Here is a 20778-nt window from a genome sequence, read left to right on the forward strand (position 1 = left end):
ACCGCCGCCGGGCACCCCCACACGCCCGAGCCGCCCGGCACCCCCACACGCCCGAGCCGCCCGGCACCCTGTCATGCCTGAGCCGCCCGGCACCCTGTCATGCCTGAGCCGCCCGGCTCCCCGTACCTGCCTGAGCCGGAGGCGCCCACGCGGTCGCGTGGACGCCTCCGGCTCAGGCAGGGACCCGTTATTGCCCAGCGGGGGGCGCCGCGTGTCCCGACGGCGTCTTTTCCGTTCCGGGTACACGCACCAGGTCCACGTCGCTCGCGCGGACGTAGGCGATCCGGTGGCCGAACTGGATCTCGTAGTACTCCTCGCGTCCCGTCACCACCAGGCTCGGTGTGTCGCTGAAGGTCGACCTGTCGATGTAGGAACCGACGGGCCGGGACTGTGCCACGTACCGCTGGCCCGCGAGGAGGCTGTAGGGGAGTGGGGACTCTGACTGCTGTTCCACTCCCTCCGGGTAGGCCTCCTCCTCCGGGAGGGCACGCCCGAACACCGGGATCTCGCTCAAGCCCTCCTTCGGAGTCACGAACCGGCCGCTCGCTCCGACGGCCGTCGGATGGTCCTTCGGGTTCTTGAACCACGCCTTGTGGCCCAGATACCAGATCGCCGTCCAGTCGCCACTGCGTCCGGCGACCGCGTAGGTCTGGCCGGCGGAGACCCGCGACCCCAGGTCGTTGACGTCCTCCGTGGAGTCCTCGCCGTCGGGGCGACGGCCCGGGTCCTGGATCAGTGGCGCGTGCTCGTCCGGCTTGGTGTGCAGGCGGACGGCGCTGGAGCCGTGCGGCGCGCACTTCACACCGCTCTTGGTGCACCCCGTGAACAGCGGCTTGTGGGTGGCGAAGTCCGGCAGCACGGTCACCAGGTCGCTGTCGGGCCCGGCCGTGGCACGCAGGGGCGCGCCGAGGAGATCGAAGTAGTGCCGCCAGTCCCAGAAGGGGCCGGGGTCGTCGTGCATGTCGGGGATGCTCGAGGTGGTCGGCGACGCCACGTTGTCATGCCCGAAGATGTGCTGCCGGTCGAGCGGGATGTCGTACTTCTTCGCCAGGTAACGCACCAGTTTGGCCGAGGACTGGTACATCTGCTCCGTGTACCAGGCGTCGGGCTGTCTGAGGAACCCCTCGTGCTCGATGCCGATCGAACGGGCGTTCACGAACTGGTTCCCGGAGTGCCAGGCCACGTCCTTGGTCCTGATGTGCTGGGTGACGTGGCCGTCCTTGGAGCGGATCGAGTAGTGCCAGGACGCCTCCGTCGGATCCTGCACGGTCTGACGCATGGACGGCAGGTCCGCCTCCGTGTCGTGGATGACGATGTACTCGATCTTCTGGTCCCTGGGCCGGTCGGCCAGGTCGTGATTGCCGTAGTCGCCGTTGTCGTTGTACTCGACGTACGGCGCGGCGAGCCAGTCGCAGGTCAGCGCCGCGGGACACTCGACCTCCTTGGGCCGCCGTGCCGCCTGGGGGTGAGGGGTGCGGGGGTGTACGCCCGGGCTGGCGGGGAGGGTGACCTGCTGTCCGGAGTCGGTGGTGCGGTGCGCGCCCTTGCGAATCAACGCGAAGACGTTGTTCGCGTACTCCGCCGCCGACGCGGTGTCGCCCGTCCCCGGGAAGCGTGCCACCGCCTCCCACCAGTCCGCCGGGTTGGCGCTGAGCGGCTTGCCGAGCTGCCGTTGTGTCTCCGCGAGGAGCGCCGCACCTCCGCGTACGTTGGCGGCGGCGTCGGTGCGAAGCCGTGCCACCGGGGCTCCGATCAGGCCGGCGGCCCGGCGCAGGTCCGCGGGCTGCGCGGAGCGTCCGCCCGGGGAGCCCGCCGCCCCGGGCGAGGCCGAGGGTCCCGCCGCGGCCGCGGGCGGCTGAGCACCTCCGCGGTGCGACTCCGACGGAGCCGGTGTCGGGGACTTGCCCCTGGCGTTGGCCCGGCGGCCGTCGACCAGGTGCATCGGCCCGTAGCCGCCGACGACGCTCGGGGTGCCCGGCCGGGCGTCCCATCTCGACTGCAGGTAGGACACGCCCAGAAGCACACTGCGCGGCACGTGGTATTCGTTCGCGGCGTCTGTGAAGACGTTCTGAAGCTGGCGGTCGGCCGATGTCCCGCCGGCGCACGCCGCCGGGCCGGCCAGCAGCGGCATCAGCAGCGCCGCGGAAGCGGTCATGCGGACTGTACGGCGGTGCTCACGTGGGGAGTTGGGGACACGAGGGGCGACACGTCTTCTCATCGCAAGGGTCTCCAATCATGCTCGTCGCAATCAGGACAAAGGAGTTGCCCTCTGCATCACCCCCCGTACGTTTCCGTGCCCGACACGCCCCGTCGCGCCAAGCGTCACTGGTGTGGCCCAGCCACCCGGCAGAGGCCACCCGGTCGGCGGCAGAACGTCCGCCCCGGCGGGGAGTCGGCGCGAGCGCGCCGCGGCGTGCGGGAGCGCCGTCGTACGGGCGCGTGGAAGTGCCGTCGTACGGGCCGCGGGAGTGCCGTCGCACGGGCCGCGGGAGTTCCTTCGTACGGTGGAGGTGACGGCTCAGTCCTGGACGGGGTCCACCTGCCAGTCGGGGTGTCCCGGCATGGGCGGGGTGCGGTCTCCGTACAGCCACGGCGTCAGGAAGGGCTTCAGGTCCTCGCCCGCGACCTCGGACGCGAGCGCGACGAAGTCCTGGGTGCCGGCGGCCCGCCCCTGGTACTTCGTCACCCAGGACCGTTCGATTCTCTCGAAGGCCCCCTCGCCGACCTTCTCCCGGAGGGCGTAGAGCACGAGCGCCGAGCCGTCGTACCGCACCTGCTTGAACAGGGCGGCCTCGGTGCGGGGTTCGGCGGGCGCCCCGTCGTTGTGACGCCACTGGTCGTGCTGCTCGTACGCCGCCCGCATCGCGGACTCGATGCTGTCGCCGCCGTGCGCCTCGGAGTAGAGACGCTCGTAGAAACGGGCGTGCCCCTCGCTCAGCCACAGGTCGGACCACCGCCGGATGGCCACGCTGTCGCCGGTCCACTGATGCGTCAGCTCGTGCACGAGGTCACGTTCGGCGTCGATCCGGCCACCCTGCAGGTCGCCCTTCGGCACAAGGGACAGCGACTGCGTCTCCAACGCCACCGGCAGGTCCGTGTCCCCCACCAGCACGCCGTAGCGGCGAAACGGGTACGGGCCGAGCCGCTGCTCCAGCCAGGCCAGGTGCTCGGGCGTGAGCGAGCGATAGGCCTTGGTCCCGGTGACCAGGTCCCCGGGGACCACGTCGCGGACGGGCAGCCCGTGCGGACCGGTGCTCTCGACGAACGTGAACTTCCCGATCGCCATCTGCACCAGCTGCGCCGCGACCGGTTGCTCGGAGTCGTACGTCCACAGGACCCGTCCGTCGGGCCGTGGGGCGCGCTCGACGAGCCGCCCGTTGGCCACCGCACTGACACCCGGTGGAGTGGTGATGAGGAAGGTGATCGGCGCCCGCAGGCTCGGATGGTCGTTCGTCGGGAAGATCATCTTGGCCCCGTCGGGCTGCGGATAGAGCACGGTGCCGTCGGGCGTGGGCACCCAGCCGTAGTCTCCGATCGCGTCGCCGCGGTGCCTTCGCTGTGTCGGGTCGGCGGTGTAGGCGACCCGCACGGTGAACGCGCCGCCTTGGGGGATCGGCTTCGCGGGCGTGACGACGAGTTCGTCCCCGTCGCGCACGGTCCTCGCCGGTACGTCGTCCACGGTGACCGAGTGCAGCGTGTTGCCCGCGAAGTCGAGGTCGAAGCGGGACAGGGCCTGCGTGGCGCTCGCACTGATGGTCGTACTGGCGTCGAAGCGCGTCCTCGGCGCCCGCCAGTCGAAGGCGAGCGTGTAGCGGCTCACCGTGTACCCCCCGTTGCCGTCGAGCGGCAGAAGCGCGTCGCCGATACCCGGGGCACCGGGGGAGGGGGCCGCCCTGAGTGATCCGGCGGAGGGAGCGGTGCTGGACGGGGCGGTGGTGGCGAGGGTGCCTGGGCGGGCGGGGGAGGGGTGGTCTCCGTGCGGGAGGGCGCCGACGAGGACGACGGCACCGCCGATTCCGACGGTGCCGGTGAGGGTGAGGAGGAGGGCCGTACGGCGGGAACGGAGTCCTGAGAGACCACGGAGGCCCAGGAGACCACGTAGGCCATGGGGACCACGGAGGCCACGGAGGCTGCGGAGGCCGCGCGGGCCATGGAACTGATTCGGCTGCCGGGGGTCGTGGATCTCCATGGCCGCACTATGTCAGCAGAATCATCCCATAACTGACTATTTCGGGGCGCATCCGTGTCGGTCACTTCATGGTCGGCCACCTCGGGCGGGTGCTGCGAATGGGTCCCGCAATGGGGTACTTCGATGGGGCCCTTCGATCAGAAACGGGGATTGCTCCCCGGTTACGTGCTAGCGTCGAGGCAAGAAACGGGGATCAGTCCCCGTTGGTGGGGAGGGTGGACGTGGCGGATACGGCGCTGGTGTTGGGCGGGGGCGGCCTGACCGCGTACGCATGGCAGGTCGGCATGCTGGCGGGGCTGGCCGACACGGGGTTGGACCTCGCCGGCGCCGACGTGCTCGCCGGCACGTCGGCCGGCTCGCTGCTCGCCGTGGAACTGGCCGCAGGAGCGGCGCCCACCGACTTGTACGAGGTACAGGTCGCCCGGAAGCGAGCCATGATGGAGGTGGACTTCACCTTCTTCATGACGGTCAAGTACCTGTGGGCGGCGCTCGGTTCACGCGATCCGGCGACCGTGGTCAAGCGGCTGGGCCGACTCTCCCTGAACGTGCGCGACGTGACGGAGGCCGACGTGTTCGACGCGATCCGCCCCCAACTGCCGGTTCAGGACTGGCCGGAGCGGCCCGTGCGGCTGTTCGCGGTGGACGCGCTCACCGGGGAACCGACCGGCTTCAGCGCCGACAGCGGTGTCGACCTGGTGACGGCGATGTCGGCCACGTGCGCACTGCCACCGCTGTTCCCGCCGATCACGATCGGGGCGGGCCGCTGGATGGACGGGGGCGTACGCTCCACGACCAACGCCGACTTGGCGCACGACTGCCGACGGGTTGTGGTCTTGGCCCCGATCCCCGACGTGCCGGGCGCGACCCCGAGCGCCTTCGATCAGGTGGCCTCCCTCGAGGCGGGCGGTACCCGGGCCGCCCTACTGGTCCCGGACCGAGCGGCCCGCCGCGCGTTCGGCCGCAACCCGCTGGACGCGTCCCGCATTCCGGGCGCGGCCCAGGCAGGCCTACGCCAGGCGGCCGAGTACACCGAAGAGGTCCGAGCCGTCTGGCACGGCTGAGCAACCTTCCAACTGGTCAGCGCCCCTGGATGCGGACCATGGGCACGACGGTCACTGAGGTCTGCTCGCCTGCTCAGACGGGCAGACGGGCAGACGGGCAGACGGTCATGCGGGACTGCTGACGGTTGACTCCGGTGTCGATAGTTGCTGTACCTCACTGCTGTACGACAGCGAGGCCGTAGGAAGAGGCTCGCCGGGGATGCGGCCCGCTGATCGGGCACGCAACGAGCAGACGCCCGCTTCAGCCAACCGCGATCGTGCAGTCCTTGGAGGGGACGTCGGCGAGTTCACAGGCGCCGGCGTCCTGTTCGCCCTCAGACCGGTGTTGCCCCAGATCCGCCGCTGTCGCACGAGTCCCGGCACCGAAGCATGTCGGATTCTGCACCACGATCAAGCTGAGGATGTTCACCCGGGTCGACTCCATTTCGCCCAGGTGAGGCCGCTCACCACCGGCGCACACCGGCCTGCGGTCGACGACGCCGAGACGTTGGCTCCGTACGGAGAGCCGCGGAACGTCGTCGTTGTAGCGCGGTTGAGCCAGTAATGAAGTTCCACAAGGCTGATGCGGTCGCCCGCGGCGCGACTGGACCGATCTTCTCACCGAGAGGACTTCGGTGTCTCATCGGACAGGTCGTTCGGGGATCCTCGGAAGAACCTTCTCGGCGATGTTGAGGAGAGCACTGTCGTTGGGGAGGGCTCCGGACGTGCTCCACACGGTGATGTCGCAGTAGCCGCCTCGGTCCTTACGGTCCAGGGCCACGGACAGTGTCCTGGCCAGGGGGCCTTCTTCGACCGGTCCGCCGGATCCGCCACTCCCGAGATTGATCTCGAGCTTCATGGTGTGATCCGAGGAGAGGACCGCGGGCCGACCGAGAACCGTCAGCGTCTTGACGTCCTTCTCATCCCCGAACTTCATCAGCTTCACGTACTGGTCGGTCGACAGCTCGTTGTAAGTGGCCGAGACATTCACGGTGTACGTGTCGAACGTGACCTCGGCCTCCGGTTGGGCGACCTTCCCATCAGTCAGAGGAGCGGTGTTGTTGGTGCTGGAAACAGTGGTCGCGGTCTCTTCAGGCGTTCCAAGGAGCTTGGCCAGGTCCGGCCGGTTGAGCGCCTTGCACAGCTCTTCACCGGTCACAGGCCGGGGCGTGTCCTTGTAGGCCTTCGGAAGCTTCTCGTGTGTCCCGCCCGAACACGAGGCGGGCTGCGCGGCGTTGTCGTCGGACGGCATGAAGCGTGGGGCCACCCACAGCGCGGCCCCGAGTGCCCCGAACACGGCCACGGCCGCGACGGCCTGGCCCCATGCGTTGTGCTCCTTCTCCGGAACATCCGGCCTGGGACGCGACCCGGTTCCGGCCTGCGCCTGCGCCTGCGCCTGCGCCTGCGCCTGCGCCTGCGCCTGCGCCTGAGGCTGGGCCTGCGCCTGGGCCTGCGCCTGGGCGGCGGCATCGACTGCCGCCCCGTCTGCGGAGGCTGCCGGACTCGGGTTCCGGCGTGCGCGCAGGGCCCGGATCACCGCGTGGACGCGTATTGCGGTGAACACGAGGAACACCACGCCGAGACCGGCCGCGACCCGATCGTGATCGCGGACGGCGAGATACATGATGCGTACGCCGAGAACTGACCCGACCGCGATGAGCAGGGGCTCGCGGACCCAGAACGGCAGGAGACGGAGGAGGAAACCGAGCATCCGGCGATCTCACCAGGACAAGATCACATCCGCCATGATGGAAGCCACAGTTCCGGGCACGGGCAGGGACTGTCGAACCAAGAGACGCCAAGCCGACGATCCGAGATCGGCCGTCGGGACGACAGCGGGCGCAAGAGCTGAGCCAAAGCCGTCTGATGTTCTGGACCACTCCACTGCCCTGAACTCGGACACCCACGGCACGCCCGTGCCCCGCCGTCCGCTACCGGCCTTCAGGTACCTGAAACCCACTCGCTGCTCACGCGCGATCAGTGCGTGACAATGACAAAGAGCCGGACCCAGTAGGCCTGGGCCCGGCTCTCGACGTCTGGCACTTTGCCTGGTCAGCGGGTTGATCACGCTGTTCCGGCTTCCGTGCCCCCGGCAGGATTCGAACCTGCGCACACGGCTCCGGAGTGATTGCGCCGATCGAGCCTCGCACCCCGCCTGACCTGCGCGGGAGCCAGTCCCTTGTGGTACGGATACACACACTGCGTCGGAGCTGTGTCGCAGCGAGCCCCCGACTGGACGCTGTGCTGGCCCATTCCCACGTGCGGACAAAGACTCTGGGCGCCGTGGGCCAGAGACTGCCTTGTCCCCAAGCAACTTGGGCGGGACTCGTCCAGTGTGGCTGTCCTGGGGCGACAGCCCCCCGGCGTGCCGCCCGTCCGCGCGTGAGGAGCGCGGGGGAGCGGCGAACGGTCGCGAACACTCGCGACCGTCAGTGAATGAGACCGGAACTGAGACCAACGGCAGTATCGATCGGCGTTCGCCACCGGGCGTACTACTCGGGGTGGCCCCAGGCGCAGGGGGCATACAACCGTGACGAATAATGCGCGGGTGACGACGAGTTCAGTGCCGTATGCGGATGTTCCCGCTCGCCCCTGGGTGTCCGCCGATGCCAGGCGGTGGGCGGACGTCCGGGTGCCCGCGTGGGCGCGGCCGGTGGGGCCGGCTGTGGTGCTGCTGGTGGCGGTGGTCATGGCGGCGGTGGTGCTCTCGCCCGACTCGATGTGCACGGTGGCAACGCCCTGTGGGGCGGACTGGCTCGATGCGGCCGGATCGATGCTCTTCCTGCCGCACTTGGTGTGGTTGTTTGTGCTACCGGAACTCGCGCTCGTGTCCGCTCCGTTGCTGCTGATCTGGATGAGCAATCCCGATATTTGGCTGGGTGGGCCGGCCGAGAAGATCGCGGACGCCGTCGTTGTGGCAGGGCTGTGCTGGGGCTGGGCGGCCGTCGTGGCGCGGCTGCGGGCGCGCGGCCGCCAACGCTCGCTCGTGCTCGACGCGGCCGGCGGCATCACGGTGCCTGCCCCGGCGACGGACGACGTCCGCCCTTGGCGCCGGGGCCTGGTCCGCGGCATTGCGGGGGCGATCCTGTGCGCGGTGGCCGGTGCCCTGATGACGACCGTCGTCGTGGACGACCGGGCAGACGACCGCCTGGCTCGTACGGCCACGTCGGAGAACGCCCGAGTCGTGGCCTACAACACTGACGACTACACCGTCACCGTCCGCCTCTCCGATAACACACGACACAGGTTCGACGCGCAGGGCAGCTATCGGGTCGGCAGTAGCGTGCCGGTGCTGGTGCACGGCGATTGGATGCGGCTCGCCACTGAGCCCTACGGCGACCGCAGCGGCCGTCAGGCGCTGGCACTCGTCCTCGCCGGGCTCGGTGTCACCGTGCTTGGCTCGGGCCTGCTCTCCCGCCGCCGGGCGAGGGCGCTGCACCGCGCCCCGGTCCCGGTACTGCGCGTCCTGACCCGTCACGATCAGGGGCGTACGGAGATATTCGCCGCCGACGACACCGCCACCCTGCGCCCGGTGCTGAGCTACGAGCCCCACACTCGCACCCGCACGGCACTGCGCCAAGCCCTGCTCTACGGTGCACCTCGCGAGGGCGGTGAGTTGATTCTGGCGAGCGCAACGGAGTCCGGGCAGTGGCTCGTCGAGGGAACCGCGTCCCCGATACGGCACGGTTCTCCCGACGGCACGGGCAAGCCCGGGGTATACCGTCCCGGCACAGCACGCACGGCCGCACACCGCCGGGCCGCTGAGGCCCGCGTCCAAAACGCCCTCGCCGCGATGACCCCTGCTACCGGACCGGTCCGGTGGCAGGCCGGTCCGGTGGCGCGCTCCGTCGGAGCGGCGTTGATCGTCGTGACCCTCATGCTGCTGGGGACGCTCTTCACGGGTTCCCCTACGTGGTGGCAGCTGCCCTTCTGGTCGGTAGGTGGTTTGTACTGGGCGAGCGTCTGCCTCCGGATGATGATCTGGCGGATCACCGCCGACTCCAAGGGACTGCACGTTCGCGGCCTGTGGCGTACTGCCCACCTCCCGTGGGCGGATGTCATCGGCGCTGTCTACACCCCCGAAGGTGAGCTGATCGTCCGTTGCCGCACCAATGTCGACGACACCCCCGTCGGCAGTGTCGGCTTCCCGCCGCTGGAGCGACGGCTGCGCCGCCCAGGCCGTGCTGAGCGTGCCGCCGCCGAGATCACCGCGATGGTCCGCGAGCCGGGCCTGCGGCCGAAAAACGACGCCGGATGCACATGGCCGCTCGGCGGCTGACGCCAAGCAACTGAAGCTCGCGTGGCCTTGCGGTGGCTGCCGTACTTCGCTGCTGTAGTGCAACGGTCCGGAGGGGGCTTCGGCTCACAGACAACGCGCTGCTCAGGAGCGTGAACGGATGAAGTTTCCGCGGCCTGCTTCACGGATAGTCCAGAGGCTGAGGTTGGTCCTCCCCGGATGTGCACGACGCTGCCGGCCTGTCCAGGGCTATCGTCAGAGTTGCTGACCGCGGGCGACAGTTGCGCTCTCGGCCTGTGCTACCACCAGAGGGGAGCGGCGTGAACCAGGTCGTCGTCCCTTCCTAGCCAGAGCATTTATAGATTCCCCGGAAGGGTCCGGGGAGGATCCGCACCCGTGGCAGTACGGCGGAGTGCGCGGCCATGCCGGGTCGGTTCACTCAAGGGCTGGTAACCCGTCTACGCAAGACCGGGTCTCAGACGCCATCCGTTTTCCGAACGTGATCGTTTAGTTCGGGTGGGTGGGCATGAACTGCCGTTCGTGGCGGGAGAGATGGGCGTGGTTCATCCGCTCGTCTGGCTCGTGGAGGTCGCTGGTGGCGTCGGTGCTCGGTCTGCTGGAGGCCAGGGAGAAGAGGGTCCGGGAAGAGATCGCGCGGTTGCGGGAGGAAGCCGAGCGGGTGCAGGCCGCGCTCGGTGAGGCGGAAGCTGTGCTTCAGCGGCTGGTGGACGCCCGGGTGACAGTGGCCGAGGTACTGGCCGGGCCGCCTTCGGTGGTCGCGGAGCCGACGGGCAGCGCGGTGGCGGGTTCGCCGGTGCCCCGGCGGGAGACGGGCATGGCGGAGACAGCCCTCGCGCCGGACTACCAGCGGATCTTGTCGGTGCTGGAGTCTGAAGCGGGCCGGGAGGGCATGCGCTGCCAGCAACTGGCCGTCGCTCTCGGGCTGGAGGCCGTCCCGGCGAAGGTCGAGGGACTGCGATCGAAGGCGAAACGCCTGGTGGAGCGGGGGTGGGCACTCCAGGTGCGGCCGGGAGTGTTCACCGCTCTCGCGGTGCCGGCCGTCTGAAGCCGGCCGGGCGGCGTCCGGCCAGGCGACCGCTCATGAGCATGGTCATCGACCACAGCACCATGGCCTCGTGCATGGCCGGCAGTGTTTCGTAGTCGCGCACCAGGCGACGCGAGCGCATCAGCCAGCTCAGCGTCCTCTCCACCACCCACCTACGCGGCAGCACCACGAACCCCACCGTGTCATCGGTGCGTTTGACGATCTGAAGGGTGAGCCGGGGCTTCTCGCGGGCCCAGTCGACGAGCCGGCCGGCATAGCCGCCGTCCGCCCACACCAGTCGGATGGAGAAGTACTGCCCTCGCAGCCGCTGAAGCAGCGGCACGGCGGCGTCGCGGTCCTGCACGCTCGCCGCGCTCACTGCGACGGCCAGGACCAGGCCGAGGCAGTCCACCACCAGGTGCCGCTTGCGGCCGCCCACCTTCTTCCCGCCGTCCCAGCCGGACGTCGAGCGGGGGATGTTCACCGCCGCCCGCACCGACTGGGAGTCCACGATCGCAGCCGTCGGGTCCGGCAAGCGGCCCTCCTTCTCCCGGACGCGGTCGCGCAGCCGGTCGTGGAGTTCGGCGAGTAGCCCCGTGACCTGCCAGCGGCGGGCGAAGGCATGCACGCGCCGGTACGGCGGGAAGTCCGCGGGCAGGTTGGCCCACTTCACGCCGTTGTCCACGACATAGCGCACCGCGTCGAGCGTCACGCGGTGGCAATAGCCCTCCGGCCGCCCGCCCCGCCCCTCCAGCCAGGCCGGAACCGGAAGCAACGGCCGCACCACCCGCCACTCCGCCTCTGACATGTCGGAGCCATAACTCGGAGTGCGGTCCGGCCCGTCCGCCGCGTTGCCGAACCTGTGCGCGAGGCAGTCACACGACGGTGGCAGCGAGTTGTCTGCGGCAACAGGGCCTCCTGGTACTCGGTTGGGATCGCACCCCCGAACTACCAAGAGGCCCTGCTGCCATGCGTCGGCCCTCACGCGATCACCCGATCAGGAACCCTGTTCGACCAGCCCAGCCCCGTGATCGATAAGCGGACGGCGTCTAATTCGTGGGGTCGTCGGCAAGTCCTGGGTCCTGGAGGGCTTCCTCGGTGAGTTGCGTCAGGTCGGATATCTGAGAGGCGTAGGTCACTTGGGGATCCTCATCGCCGTATGGCTGATCCGGTTCGCATCGCCCGCCTGCGGTGCTGGTTCCCTCACCCTGCACAGCATCAACGCGATTCCGACTCGCCTGCCCCGCGCGGCAGGTAGGTGCAGGTGCCTGTCCTCAAAGGGGCGTCACACGCGACGGCGGAGACGCACTGCCAGGGCCGGGCACTGGTTGACGGCGCGGCGGGCGTCGTGTTCCTGCCAGGGGGCGACCGGGATGGTGGCGGAGGTGGGGTAGCCGTGCGGGCCGAGGCGGATGAGGTCGGGGGCTAGCACGGCGCACAGACCATGGCCGGTGCAGCGGGACCAGTCCACCTCGAGCCGGGCGCCCTTCGCAGGCGGGAGGGGCAATACGCCGCGCACGGGAAGACCGCAGCCGGGGCCGGACAGGTGTGCGTCGACGTCCTCGGAGAAGACGTCCAGCGCGGTGAGTAGGAAGCGGGCCGTGCCGTCGGGGTGTGAGCAGGCGCCACCGGCCTGGGCCGCGCCGAGGGCTCGCCGGGCGTCCTCCAGTATCGCGGGCTTGGCAGCACCGGTGGCCAGCAGGGCCAGGGCCTCGGCGGCTTCGGGCAGGCCGCGTTTGCACGGTCCGCACTGGCCGGTGGACTCGGTCGCCAGCCAGGCCGCGACTTGGGCGGTCTCGCCGAGCGGGCAGGTGTCGTCGGGGAGCGCGATGATCGCGCCCGCGCCGAGGGTCCCGCCGAGGGCGGCGAGTCCGGCGCGGGAGAGCGGCGCGTCGGCGGCGTCCGATGGGTGCAGCCAGGCGCCGTGGTAGCCGCCCACCAGCACTCCGGCGCCCGGCTGGAGGCCGCAGGCGTCCAGTACCGGGCCCAGTTGGGTGCCGGTCGGAACTTCGACGACGAGCGGATCGGTGCCTGGTCGGTTGACGGTGAGCAGGATCGTGCCGGGTTCGGCGGCGGTGCCGACGGCGGTGTAGGCGTCGGGTCCGAGTCGGGCTGCGAGGGCGAGTTGGGCCCAGGTCTCGGCGTTGGAGAGCAGCGTTGGGCGGCGGTGCACCCCGCCCGCTGCGCCGTCGGCCGCGCGGGCCTTCAGCGGCGCCGGTGTCACCGGCAGACCGTTGATGCCACGGATCAGGGCCCCGGATTCGCCGGAGACGAAGCGTTCGGGCAGGGATATGGTCCGGGCCGGGCAGGGAAGTTCGCGCTCGGCGAGGGCGGCCGGGACCGAGATCTCGCCGGGGCTGCCCGCGGCGACGCCGATCACGATCTCCTCGGCGTCGAACGCGGCCGCGGCCAGGCAGGCGCCGTCCAGTACCAGGTGCGGCACGCGGGCGAGCAGCATCTTGTCCTTGACGCTGGCTGGTTCGCCCTCCGCGCCGTTCACCACGATGACCGGTGCCCTGCCGGTGCGGTCGGCGGTGGCGAGCGTGGCTCGGGCCTTGCGGGCGAACGGGAAGCCGGCGCCGCCGCGGCCGGACAGTTCGACGGTCTCGGCGAGGACGAGCAGATCCTCCTGGTCCGGTTCGGGGAGTGGCGGGTGAACACGGGTGTGGGTGGAGAGGTCCAGGCGCTGATGGCGGTCCAGGCCCAGTGTCAGCCGGGCCGGATCCAGCCAGCGCACCTCGGGGAGCTTCAGCGGGGCGTTCTTCATTCGCTGCTCCCGGGCTGGGCCAGGCGGAGCGGCCGGGGCCCTGGTCTCATGGCGTGCTTGGGCTGTTTGGGTACGCCATTACTCTGCGCGGAACGGCGGGTCGCCGTTGTCGGTGCTGCGTGCCAGGCGATCGGGCGGGCGCCGGTCGTGGGGCGAGTGGAGCGCGTGGACAGTGCGGACAGCGCGGCCGGGCGGACGGCAGCGGGCCGGTATGCCTTGGCGGCGCGACGCCGTCGGGTCCGGTTCCGGTGGCGGCCCAGATGTGAAAGGGCACGGACCAGCAGTGCGAGTGCCACCAGGGCCGCGCACATGCCGTAGCCCCAGAGCACCCACGCGTGTGCCTTGCGTCCCGCTGTCAGTCCGTGCGCCAGGGAGATCGGCCAGCAGATGTATGCCGTCGAGTGCAGTACCCGCCACAGCCAGGGGTGGTGGCCGGCGAAGCGGCCGCGCAGCACGCCGGTGGCCGTGATCAGGACGAGCAGGTCGGCGGCGATGGTGCCCAGGCTCACTGCCAGGGCGGTGCCGCCGGTGAAGGGGACCACCGCGGTCTGTGGAGCGGCGTGCCGCTCGACGACCTTGACCGCGATGTGGATGGCGAGGAAGCCGAGCGCTGCGACGGCGCTCGCCCGGTGCACCGACTGCACGGCCACTCGCAGTCGGGGGGTCAGCACCAGCCGGTCGGTGGCGGCGAGCCCGCATGCCACCACGACGGTCAGCGAGACCAGGGTGAAGACGCCGGCGAAGTAGTCCAGGAAGGCCATCGTCCGGCCGACTGCCGCGGCCGACACGGTGCCGAGCCCAGGACGGGCGAGCAGGGCGACGCTGGACATGGGGCACCTTCTTCCTTGCGCTCGGGTCGCGCAGCCAATCCGTGGCGGGACGGATCGGGATTCCGCATGCCCACGTCGGGGGGCATGGCCGGGACGTGTGGCACCGGCGGCACTACACGGCAGGGCACATCGTTAGCCCGGATCCAGCCCAGTGCCAACCGCTCCTGATACTGCCCACGACCGTAGCGACCCCCAGCGTCGACGCCGGTTTTCCGGGCGCCGGTGGCAGTTTGTCGCCAACGACCGTGCCTAGTAGTTGCCGAGAGCGACGTGACCAGGCTCACCCGCGCAGGTACGGGCAGTGTCAAGATCCCGGGCAAGGCGATCGCCTGGTCCAGCAGTACTGCGATCACGGAGCGTGCGGTATTCGCGGAGATCGGCATGGCGGACACCGAGACACCGGCGGGCCGGGGGAGCTGGTGTCGGCTGACCGCGGAGATGAAGTCGGCAGGAGACCTGCGCGTGTGGATCACGCCGGCCCCGGCGCAGCAACTTCCTCCGTTGGTGCTCCATTTGCAGATGAATTTCCGGTGATCGATGCCGAGAGCAAATGAAGTGGCGCTTTTCACGCGGGGTGCTCACTTTTGGCGGAATCTCCGTGTGAAGCGCCACGTCGACACAGGATTCAGAGGACATTCAGAGGTTGCCCACCGAACCGGCCCTTTCAGCTTCGCGAAGGGAACATTTCATGGCATTTCTTCTGTGTTCGCCTTCCCGGAGACGCCGATGGGCCGCCCGGATTCGTGTAGCGTCTGCCGCCATCAGCGTGCCGTCTGCGTGGGGAAGGGGATCATCCGCAGGTGGCTCGCCCTCGGGGGGCATAGATGTCATCCCCTGTGTGAGCGCACTTCGAGTGCGGCGGCATTGACCGGCCGACCCGCCTGGTGTGTTCCGCGGGCATGTCGATGCGAGGAGCTCACAACATGCTGAGGGACAAGGCGCTGACCAGGCGCGGTCCTGCCGTGGCCGGATCCGCCAGGCGGCTGGTCGTCGCCGTGATGGTGGTCGGCGTCACCGCACTCCTGGCACCCGAGGCCTTCGCCGCCGCGCCGCCGATACCGGGATCACCGTTGGACGCGTACCGCGAGCACGTGCCGTACGACATGGGAGTGCACAAGATCGCACGGCTGGCCGCCATCATCGCCTACGTATTGATGGTCGCGACCGTTGTCCTGGGGGTGATGCTGAGACTGCGGTTCATGCAACGCGCCGTCAACAGAGCTACGTTCTACGGCGCTCACATGACGCTGGCTCTCTCAGCGATGATCTTCGGGGGCATCCACGGCCTGACGTTCCTCTACCAGCCGATCTGGCGGATCGGGTGGGCCCAGCTGACGCTGCCCTTTCTCGGCGGCGTCCAGCGCGTACCGGTGGGCATGGGTATCCTCGGGACGGAACTGGCCATCGCCGTGGCCTGCTCGGTCTGGCTGCAGAACCGCCTGGGCTACCACCGCTGGCTGCGGATCCACCAGTTCGCCTACGCGTCCTTCGCCCTGATCTGGCTGCACATCTTCCTGGTCCACCCGGAACCGCGCCACCTGAACCTGGTCGCGGTCGGCATCGCCGCGGGAGCCGGCACCGTGCTCGTGGCCTTCCTCATCCGCCTCTTCCCCTCGCGCTCCAGACTGCGCCAGCGGGCCTTCCCGAGCGGAGCCGGAGCCACCAGGTGACCCATCCTCACACTGGGCATCCGGCGGAGCACTTCCCGCCCACGGCACCGGGACACGGTCATGGGGTCGTACCGTTCATCCCCCAGCAGGCCCAGCCGGGTGTCCCGTACCAGGCCCGGACGGCTCAGGCCCCGGCCGAACTCCCGGCCGCCGCCGCGCTCCCTGCCGAGTCGTTCGATCTGCCGCGCCCCGTGCTGGTCCCGGAGGACGAGCCCGTCCGGGTCAGCGTGGACAACAACCGGTGCCACATTTACGGGATATGCCAGCAGGAGGCGCCCGAGGTCTTCAGGATCTCCGAGGGCGGCTCGCTGCACTACACCCGGGCCGTTCCGGCTGAGTTCGCGGCCAAAGCGCGCCAGGCCACGCGCTGCTGCCCCATGCAGGCGATCAGGATCGAGGGAGGGCGCACCCGCACCTCCGGTCCCGCCGGCGAACGCCTTCCCGGACGTCCCCTGCGCAGCGGGGCGTCAGCGCGCGCAGGCCGCAAGCGCATCGTCGTCGCCGGCGCCGGACTGGCCGGGCTCAGCGCGGCGAGCCGCCTCAGAGAACGCGGCTTCGACGGGGAACTCGTCATCGTGGGCGAGGAGGCACACCGCCCCTACAGCCGCCCGCCCCTTTCCAAACAGTTCCTTTCCGGCGAACTCGAGGCGGAACAGCTGATGTTCAGGGCCGAGGAGGCGCTGGACGCCCACTGGCTGCTGGACACCGGGATGGTCGGGCTCGACCTCCACGGGTCGGCCGTGCATCTGCGGGGTGGCGAGCGGCTTCCCTTCGAAGGGCTGGTCGTGGCCACCGGGGTGGACGCCAAGCGCCTTCCCGAAGCCCCGCTCTTCAGCGACCGGATCCGCACGATCCGCACATTGCAGGACGCAGCCGCAGTACGGCGGGCGATGGACGCCGCGCACGCTCGCCACGTCGTGATCCTGGGCGGCGGATTCGTCGGCTGCGAACTGGCCTGCACCCTCCGCGCCCGCGGCCTGGACGTCACCCTCGTCGTGCACAGCGCACCGCTGCTGCGCCGGGTCCTCGGCGAGCGGGTCGGGGCCGTGGTCGCCGACATCCAGCGCAGGGCAGGGGCTGACGTGCGGCTCGGTACACGGATCACCGACTGGCAGGATCACGGTGACGTACTCAGGCTGCGTCTGGACGACGGCGAGGTGATCGACGCGGACTTCGTCGTCCTCGGCCTGGGCAGCGAACCGCGCACGGAATGGCTGCGCGACAGCGGACTGGACGTCTCCGACGGTGTGCTGTGCACTCCCACCTGCCACGCGATCGACCGTTGGGGTCGGCCGACTCCCCACGTCGTCGCCGCGGGCGACGTGGCCCGCTGGCCCAATCTGCGCTTCGACGCCGAGCCGCGCCGGACCGAGCACCTCATCCACGCCGTGGAGATGGGCCAGCACGCCGCTGACGCGCTGCTGCGCGGCCCGGACCGCGCCGCCCGCTTCGCACCGGTCCCGCGCTTCTGGTCCGAGCAGCACGGCACCCGCATCCAGGCCGTGGGAATCCCCGCTCTCGGAACCGATGTGGAGATCACCGAAGGGTCGCTGCGCTCCGAGCGCTTCGTCGCCCGCTACACCCGTGAGACGGCTTACGGCCCGCAGATCGTGGCAGCCGTCGCTTTCGACATGCCCCTGGAACTTCTCGAATACCGGGACCAGATCGGCCGATCCCGTCCGCGCTCGCGGGCCCTGAACAGAAGGAGCAGACGATGAGCCGAGGCGGACGTGCACGTGGCCGCCGCTCCGGGCGTCCACCGTCCGGCGGTCTGCTGCGCTGGGCGCTGAGCCTGCCCGCTCGCCTGCACCTGCGCTGGCTGGTGATCCTCGTCGTGACCGCGGCCGTGATGGGCGCCTACGCCAGAGTGCTGGTCACCGCCGCGCCGATGCCGCCGAGCAAGGCACCGGCCGCCCCGGCGGCCGGAGGAGACGGCTCCGGCTCGGACGCCCTGAGAGGCGCGACCGGCAAGTAGCCTGAGGACTTTTCCCCGGCCGGGCTGTGACCTGTGGAAACGTTAGGCCTGGAGACTTGTTCAGTGGCCAGGATGGTGCCGCTGACACTCAGTAGGTATCTGCGTCAGTGAAACTCTTCGGCTTGGGCGTGGCCGCATCCTTCTGCGGCCGCATGGCGTCCACACCTGGTGTGTCGCGTGTATCGCCAGATGGTGCGCGAACAGTGAGAGAGAACGAGAAGAGCGGGAGTCAGTGAGACTGACTCCCGCTCTCGAATCTAGGCATCCGCCCAGCTCAGCGCTTGATTCAAGCTGGCTGTGTGGCGAGTGCCCCCGGCAGGATTCGAACCTGCGCACACGGCTCCGGAGGCCGTTGAGGACCGCTACGTCTGCGCAGGTCAGGCCTTTTCACCGGCTCGCCGAGGAGAAGTTCGTCCATAGCTAGTCCACAGCAAACGATCGCTGGTGCGGCCTGTGCGTCTTCTCGCCGGCTCCACCCCGACATGAGCGCGCCCGTCCTGCCCTGGTGGCCTGAGGCCGTCCGTGCCCTCGCCGCCCAGTGGACCGGCGATCAGCCGCTGACCGTCCTGAGCCCCGAGTCCTGGCACGGCGAGCGCGCCAACCGCTACACCCAGGTTGAATGGGAGACCGCCACCCGTGCCGCAGCGAGCGCGACTCTCTACTGGATTTCCGCGACCTGCGCACCTGCCGGGCACCAGCAAGGGGGAGCGGGCCACTGGTCTAGTACCGCCCGTCGGCACGGGGTCCCCGTGGTAGCGGTCCTGTGTCCGGACGAGGGCAGGGGCGATCCCTTTCCTGCCACGTGCTCAGGACAGTGCGGGGCGCAAAGGCCGTTGCCAGAGCCGGAGTCAAGGAAGGCTCACGCACCGTAGGTTGGGTTGTCTCCAATCGAGTGCAGCAGCGAGGTCCTCAGAAGGCTTCTCGAAACCGAGTGTGGGGTTGGGAGGGGCGTACGGGTGTGCTGTTCAGGTGATTGGGGCCGCGCGGCGGCATGAAGGCAGGGCCTCTCGGTAGCACAGAGGGTGTCTACGCCACTGCTCACCAGGAGGCCCTGTTGCCGCAGTTGTATCGGTCTGCTGTGAAAGAGTCCATTCCGGACACACGGAAGTGCGACTGCTTCGCCCACACGTACGGCAACGCCGCGGACCATCCGTCAGGCGGGCACTGCTATCCGACCGACATGAGGGACGCGGAGTGGGCGGCGGTCCGCGGCATGATCCCGAAGCCCGCGTGGGCCGAGGGCCGGGGCGGCCGGCCGGAGGAGTACTGCCACCGGGACATACTCGACGCGATCCGGTATGTGGTGGACAACGGCGTGAAGTGGCCTGCGCTGCCTGCCGATTACCCGCCGTGGAAGGCGGTGCACCGGTTCTTCACCCGCTGGCGCAAGCAGGGGCTGACCGGCGAGTTCCACGACCGGCTCCGCGCTGCGACCCGTGAAGCGGAGGGCCGGGACGCGGAGCCGACGGCGGGGGTGATCGACTCGCAGTCCGCGAAGGGCACGTCGACGGTCGAGGCGGCGACCAGCGGCTATGACGGCGGGAAGAAGATCAAAGGGCGCAAGCGGCACATCGTGGTGGACACCCTCGGCCTGATCCTGGCCGTCATGGTCACCCCCGCCTCGACGGGGGACCGGGACGCCGCCCAGGACCTCCTGGCCCAGACCACCAGACGGCATCACCGGCTCAGGCGCGTATGGGCGGACAGCGGATACACCGGCATGCTGGTGGGCTGGTGCACGACCGCCTTGAACCTGATGCTGACCGTCATCCGCCGCAGCGACGGCCACAAAGGCTTCGTTGTGCTACCCAAACGGTGGATCGTCGAGCGGACCTTCGCCTGGCTCACCCGCTCCCGGCGCCTGGCCCGCGACTACGAGCGGCTGCCCGCGTCGTCGGAGGCGATGATCCTGTGGTCGATGACCATGGTCATGACCCGCCGCCTCGGCCGTCGCCGCAGGCGAACCGGCCCGGTGCCGGCTCGTGCGCCCATCCCCGCGCAACGAGCCTCTTGAGCTTGCACCGCACGCCCTCGACCTTCGCAGGAACCACCTCCAGCCCCAACAAGGCAGTGATCTCACGGCAGTTCAGTGGCTCACCGCCATTGACGCGACGTTCAGCCAGCAGGCCCATGACCTGCTGATATTCCGGCGCCAACACGTCGGTCGACAGCCCCTCCCGCCAGACCGGAACCAGCGACCCGGGCTTCACCGCCGACAGCGTCCTGGCCTCGTTCCCTTCCGGCGGCTTCCCCGCCACAGCCTTCTGGCCTGCGGTCTCACCCGCGTCCCACACCTCGCCGACCCGCCTGCGGGCGATCAGCCACTCGTCCCACTCCGACTGCGCCGCCTCCAGTTCGGTCTGCAACTCCTCCACCCGCTTCCGGGCCGCACGTTCCCGCTCCTCCAGCCGCCCCAACACCGATGCCATCACACACCTCCAGCACGCCACCTCCACGGACGCACCGGACCTACCTCACCCACCCCAGCATCATGCCTGACCAGCACAAACTCAGCCACCACACTCGGTTTCGAGAAGCCTTCTCAGGCCATGTCGTCACCCTTGGGGATGCCGCCGTTGTACGCGGTCCTGTTCGCCTATGGCTCAGCTCCGGACGAGAGTGTTCCCGTGAGATCGGAGCCATGCCGCATGCCGTGAGCCGTTCCGTGATCCGGTGGGGTGGTACGGGGGCGCACAAGGGGCGCACTCTCTCGGTGGTGTGCCCCACTGGGCTCAGCTGATTCGGCAAAACGGCTTCCGCTTCCTGAGGGGTTCCTGAACCCTTGAACAGGGCACGAGACATAGGGATTTGTGAAGATCGATTCATGTGCCACCGAGGTGCGGCGCCAGACGTGGATCGCCGTCGAGGTGGCCGGTTGGTTCGGTCGAGGTAGCTCCCGGTGCGGGGCTTTTTGTCTGGCAGGCAAACTTCTTGATGACGCGATGCCTCTGCTGCGACGCATCCGCATGCCGCACATAGATTGCGAATCGGTAACAGGGGTTCCCTGTCATGGCGTTTTATTGAA

Annotated in this window: 16 protein-coding genes; 8 read left to right on the plus strand and 8 right to left on the minus strand. The window is 69.6% G+C overall.

The genetic code is table 11. The features are described from left to right. Window positions 1–187: 187 nt before the first annotated feature. Both AAFF41_RS31610 and AAFF41_RS31615 read right to left on the minus strand, forming a co-directional pair. The gene (locus tag AAFF41_RS31610) at window positions 188–2155 is read right to left on the minus strand and encodes a peptidoglycan recognition family protein (RefSeq protein ID WP_319746284.1); all 1968 of its coding nucleotides are present in this window, start codon (window positions 2153–2155) and stop codon (window positions 188–190) included. 363 nt (window positions 2156–2518) lie between these two features. Continuing rightward, the gene (locus AAFF41_RS31615) at window positions 2519–4189 is read right to left on the minus strand and encodes a M1 family metallopeptidase (protein WP_343324999.1); all 1671 of its coding nucleotides are present in this window, start codon (window positions 4187–4189) and stop codon (window positions 2519–2521) included. A gap of 221 nt (window positions 4190–4410) precedes the next feature. On the opposite strand from AAFF41_RS31615, the gene AAFF41_RS31620 reads away from it, so the two are divergent. Continuing rightward, window positions 4411–5250 (plus strand): patatin-like phospholipase family protein, encoded by an 840-nt coding sequence (locus AAFF41_RS31620; RefSeq protein WP_319746280.1) that lies wholly within the window; start codon window positions 4411–4413, stop codon window positions 5248–5250. A gap of 241 nt (window positions 5251–5491) precedes the next feature. On the opposite strand, the gene AAFF41_RS31625 is transcribed toward AAFF41_RS31620, so the two are convergent. Further along, a complete protein-coding gene (locus AAFF41_RS31625; RefSeq protein ID WP_319746278.1) occupies window positions 5492–5659 on the minus strand; it encodes a hypothetical protein in 168 nt (55 codons plus the stop codon). A gap of 210 nt (window positions 5660–5869) precedes the next feature. Beyond that, window positions 5870–6940, minus strand: a complete 1071-nt coding sequence (locus AAFF41_RS31630) for a DUF6215 domain-containing protein (protein WP_343325000.1) — start codon at window positions 6938–6940, stop codon at window positions 5870–5872. A gap of 837 nt (window positions 6941–7777) precedes the next feature. Here AAFF41_RS31630 and AAFF41_RS31635 point away from each other — a divergent pair. Next, window positions 7778–9508, plus strand: a complete 1731-nt coding sequence (locus AAFF41_RS31635; RefSeq protein WP_343325001.1) for a hypothetical protein — start codon at window positions 7778–7780, stop codon at window positions 9506–9508. Between the two features lie 553 nt (window positions 9509–10061). Next, a complete protein-coding gene (locus tag AAFF41_RS31640; protein WP_343325002.1) occupies window positions 10062–10532 on the plus strand; it encodes a hypothetical protein in 471 nt (156 codons plus the stop codon). Here AAFF41_RS31640 and AAFF41_RS31645 read toward each other — a convergent pair. The 3 genes from AAFF41_RS31645 to AAFF41_RS31655 all read right to left on the minus strand — a co-directional run bounded on the left by AAFF41_RS31645 (window position 10504) and on the right by AAFF41_RS31655 (window position 14108). Then, window positions 10504–11319, minus strand: coding sequence for an IS5 family transposase (locus tag AAFF41_RS31645; protein WP_343325003.1), 816 nt, complete (start codon window positions 11317–11319; stop codon window positions 10504–10506). The genes AAFF41_RS31640 and AAFF41_RS31645 overlap by 29 nt on opposite strands. 477 nt (window positions 11320–11796) lie before the next feature. Further along, window positions 11797–13278, minus strand: coding sequence for an NADH-ubiquinone oxidoreductase-F iron-sulfur binding region domain-containing protein (locus tag AAFF41_RS31650; RefSeq protein WP_343325004.1), 1482 nt, complete (start codon window positions 13276–13278; stop codon window positions 11797–11799). After that, on the minus strand, window positions 13275–14108 hold the full coding sequence (locus tag AAFF41_RS31655; RefSeq protein WP_343325005.1) for a hypothetical protein: 834 nt from the start codon (window positions 14106–14108) through the stop codon (window positions 13275–13277). The genes AAFF41_RS31650 and AAFF41_RS31655 overlap by 4 nt, the downstream gene beginning before the upstream one ends. A 270-nt stretch (window positions 14109–14378) precedes the next feature. Between AAFF41_RS31655 and AAFF41_RS31660 the strand changes: the two genes are divergently transcribed. The 5 genes from AAFF41_RS31660 to AAFF41_RS31685 all read left to right on the plus strand — a co-directional run bounded on the left by AAFF41_RS31660 (window position 14379) and on the right by AAFF41_RS31685 (window position 19767). Then, window positions 14379–14642, plus strand: coding sequence for a hypothetical protein (locus tag AAFF41_RS31660; RefSeq protein WP_343325006.1), 264 nt, complete (start codon window positions 14379–14381; stop codon window positions 14640–14642). A gap of 389 nt (window positions 14643–15031) precedes the next feature. Continuing rightward, window positions 15032–15778: a ferric reductase-like transmembrane domain-containing protein gene (locus AAFF41_RS31665; RefSeq protein ID WP_343325007.1), complete on the plus strand. Its 747-nt coding sequence runs from the start codon at window positions 15032–15034 to the stop codon at window positions 15776–15778. Continuing rightward, on the plus strand, window positions 15775–17496 hold the full coding sequence (locus AAFF41_RS31670; RefSeq protein ID WP_343325008.1) for an FAD-dependent oxidoreductase: 1722 nt from the start codon (window positions 15775–15777) through the stop codon (window positions 17494–17496). The genes AAFF41_RS31665 and AAFF41_RS31670 overlap by 4 nt, the downstream gene beginning before the upstream one ends. Next, the gene (locus AAFF41_RS31675; RefSeq protein WP_343325009.1) at window positions 17493–17753 is read left to right on the plus strand and encodes a hypothetical protein; all 261 of its coding nucleotides are present in this window, start codon (window positions 17493–17495) and stop codon (window positions 17751–17753) included. Before AAFF41_RS31670 ends, AAFF41_RS31675 begins: the two co-directional genes overlap by 4 nt. Before the next feature lie 1180 nt (window positions 17754–18933). Continuing rightward, on the plus strand, window positions 18934–19767 hold the full coding sequence (locus tag AAFF41_RS31685; protein ID WP_343325010.1) for an IS5 family transposase: 834 nt from the start codon (window positions 18934–18936) through the stop codon (window positions 19765–19767). Here the strand turns inward: AAFF41_RS31685 and AAFF41_RS31690 are convergent. Beyond that, the gene (locus AAFF41_RS31690; RefSeq protein ID WP_343325011.1) at window positions 19682–20182 is read right to left on the minus strand and encodes a hypothetical protein; all 501 of its coding nucleotides are present in this window, start codon (window positions 20180–20182) and stop codon (window positions 19682–19684) included. The two genes, AAFF41_RS31685 and AAFF41_RS31690, sit on opposite strands and share 86 nt — an antisense overlap. Window positions 20183–20778: the final 596 nt, after the last annotated feature.

This window comes from Streptomyces mirabilis (assembly GCF_039503195.1).
Classification (GTDB): Bacteria; Actinomycetota; Actinomycetes; order Streptomycetales; family Streptomycetaceae; genus Streptomyces; species Streptomyces mirabilis_D.

Bases quoted from the DNA above. Each gene is read 5' to 3' on its own strand.
- AAFF41_RS31645 (WP_343325003.1), bottom strand. From the start codon at position 11,319: ATGTCAGAGGCGGAGTGGCGGGTGGTGCGGCCGTTGCTTCCGGTTCCG.
- AAFF41_RS31650 (WP_343325004.1), bottom strand. From the start codon at position 13,278: ATGAAGAACGCCCCGCTGAAGCTCCCCGAGGTGCGCTGGCTGGATCCG.
- AAFF41_RS31630 (WP_343325000.1), bottom strand. From the start codon at position 6,940: ATGCTCGGTTTCCTCCTCCGTCTCCTGCCGTTCTGGGTCCGCGAGCCC.
- AAFF41_RS31675 (WP_343325009.1), top strand. From the start codon at position 17,493: ATGAGCCGAGGCGGACGTGCACGTGGCCGCCGCTCCGGGCGTCCACCG.
- AAFF41_RS31690 (WP_343325011.1), bottom strand. From the start codon at position 20,182: ATGGCATCGGTGTTGGGGCGGCTGGAGGAGCGGGAACGTGCGGCCCGG.
- AAFF41_RS31685 (WP_343325010.1), top strand. From the start codon at position 18,934: ATGAGGGACGCGGAGTGGGCGGCGGTCCGCGGCATGATCCCGAAGCCC.
- AAFF41_RS31615 (WP_343324999.1), bottom strand. From the start codon at position 4,189: ATGGAGATCCACGACCCCCGGCAGCCGAATCAGTTCCATGGCCCGCGC.
- AAFF41_RS31655 (WP_343325005.1), bottom strand. From the start codon at position 14,108: ATGTCCAGCGTCGCCCTGCTCGCCCGTCCTGGGCTCGGCACCGTGTCG.
- AAFF41_RS31610 (WP_319746284.1), bottom strand. From the start codon at position 2,155: ATGACCGCTTCCGCGGCGCTGCTGATGCCGCTGCTGGCCGGCCCGGCG.
- AAFF41_RS31665 (WP_343325007.1), top strand. From the start codon at position 15,032: ATGCTGAGGGACAAGGCGCTGACCAGGCGCGGTCCTGCCGTGGCCGGA.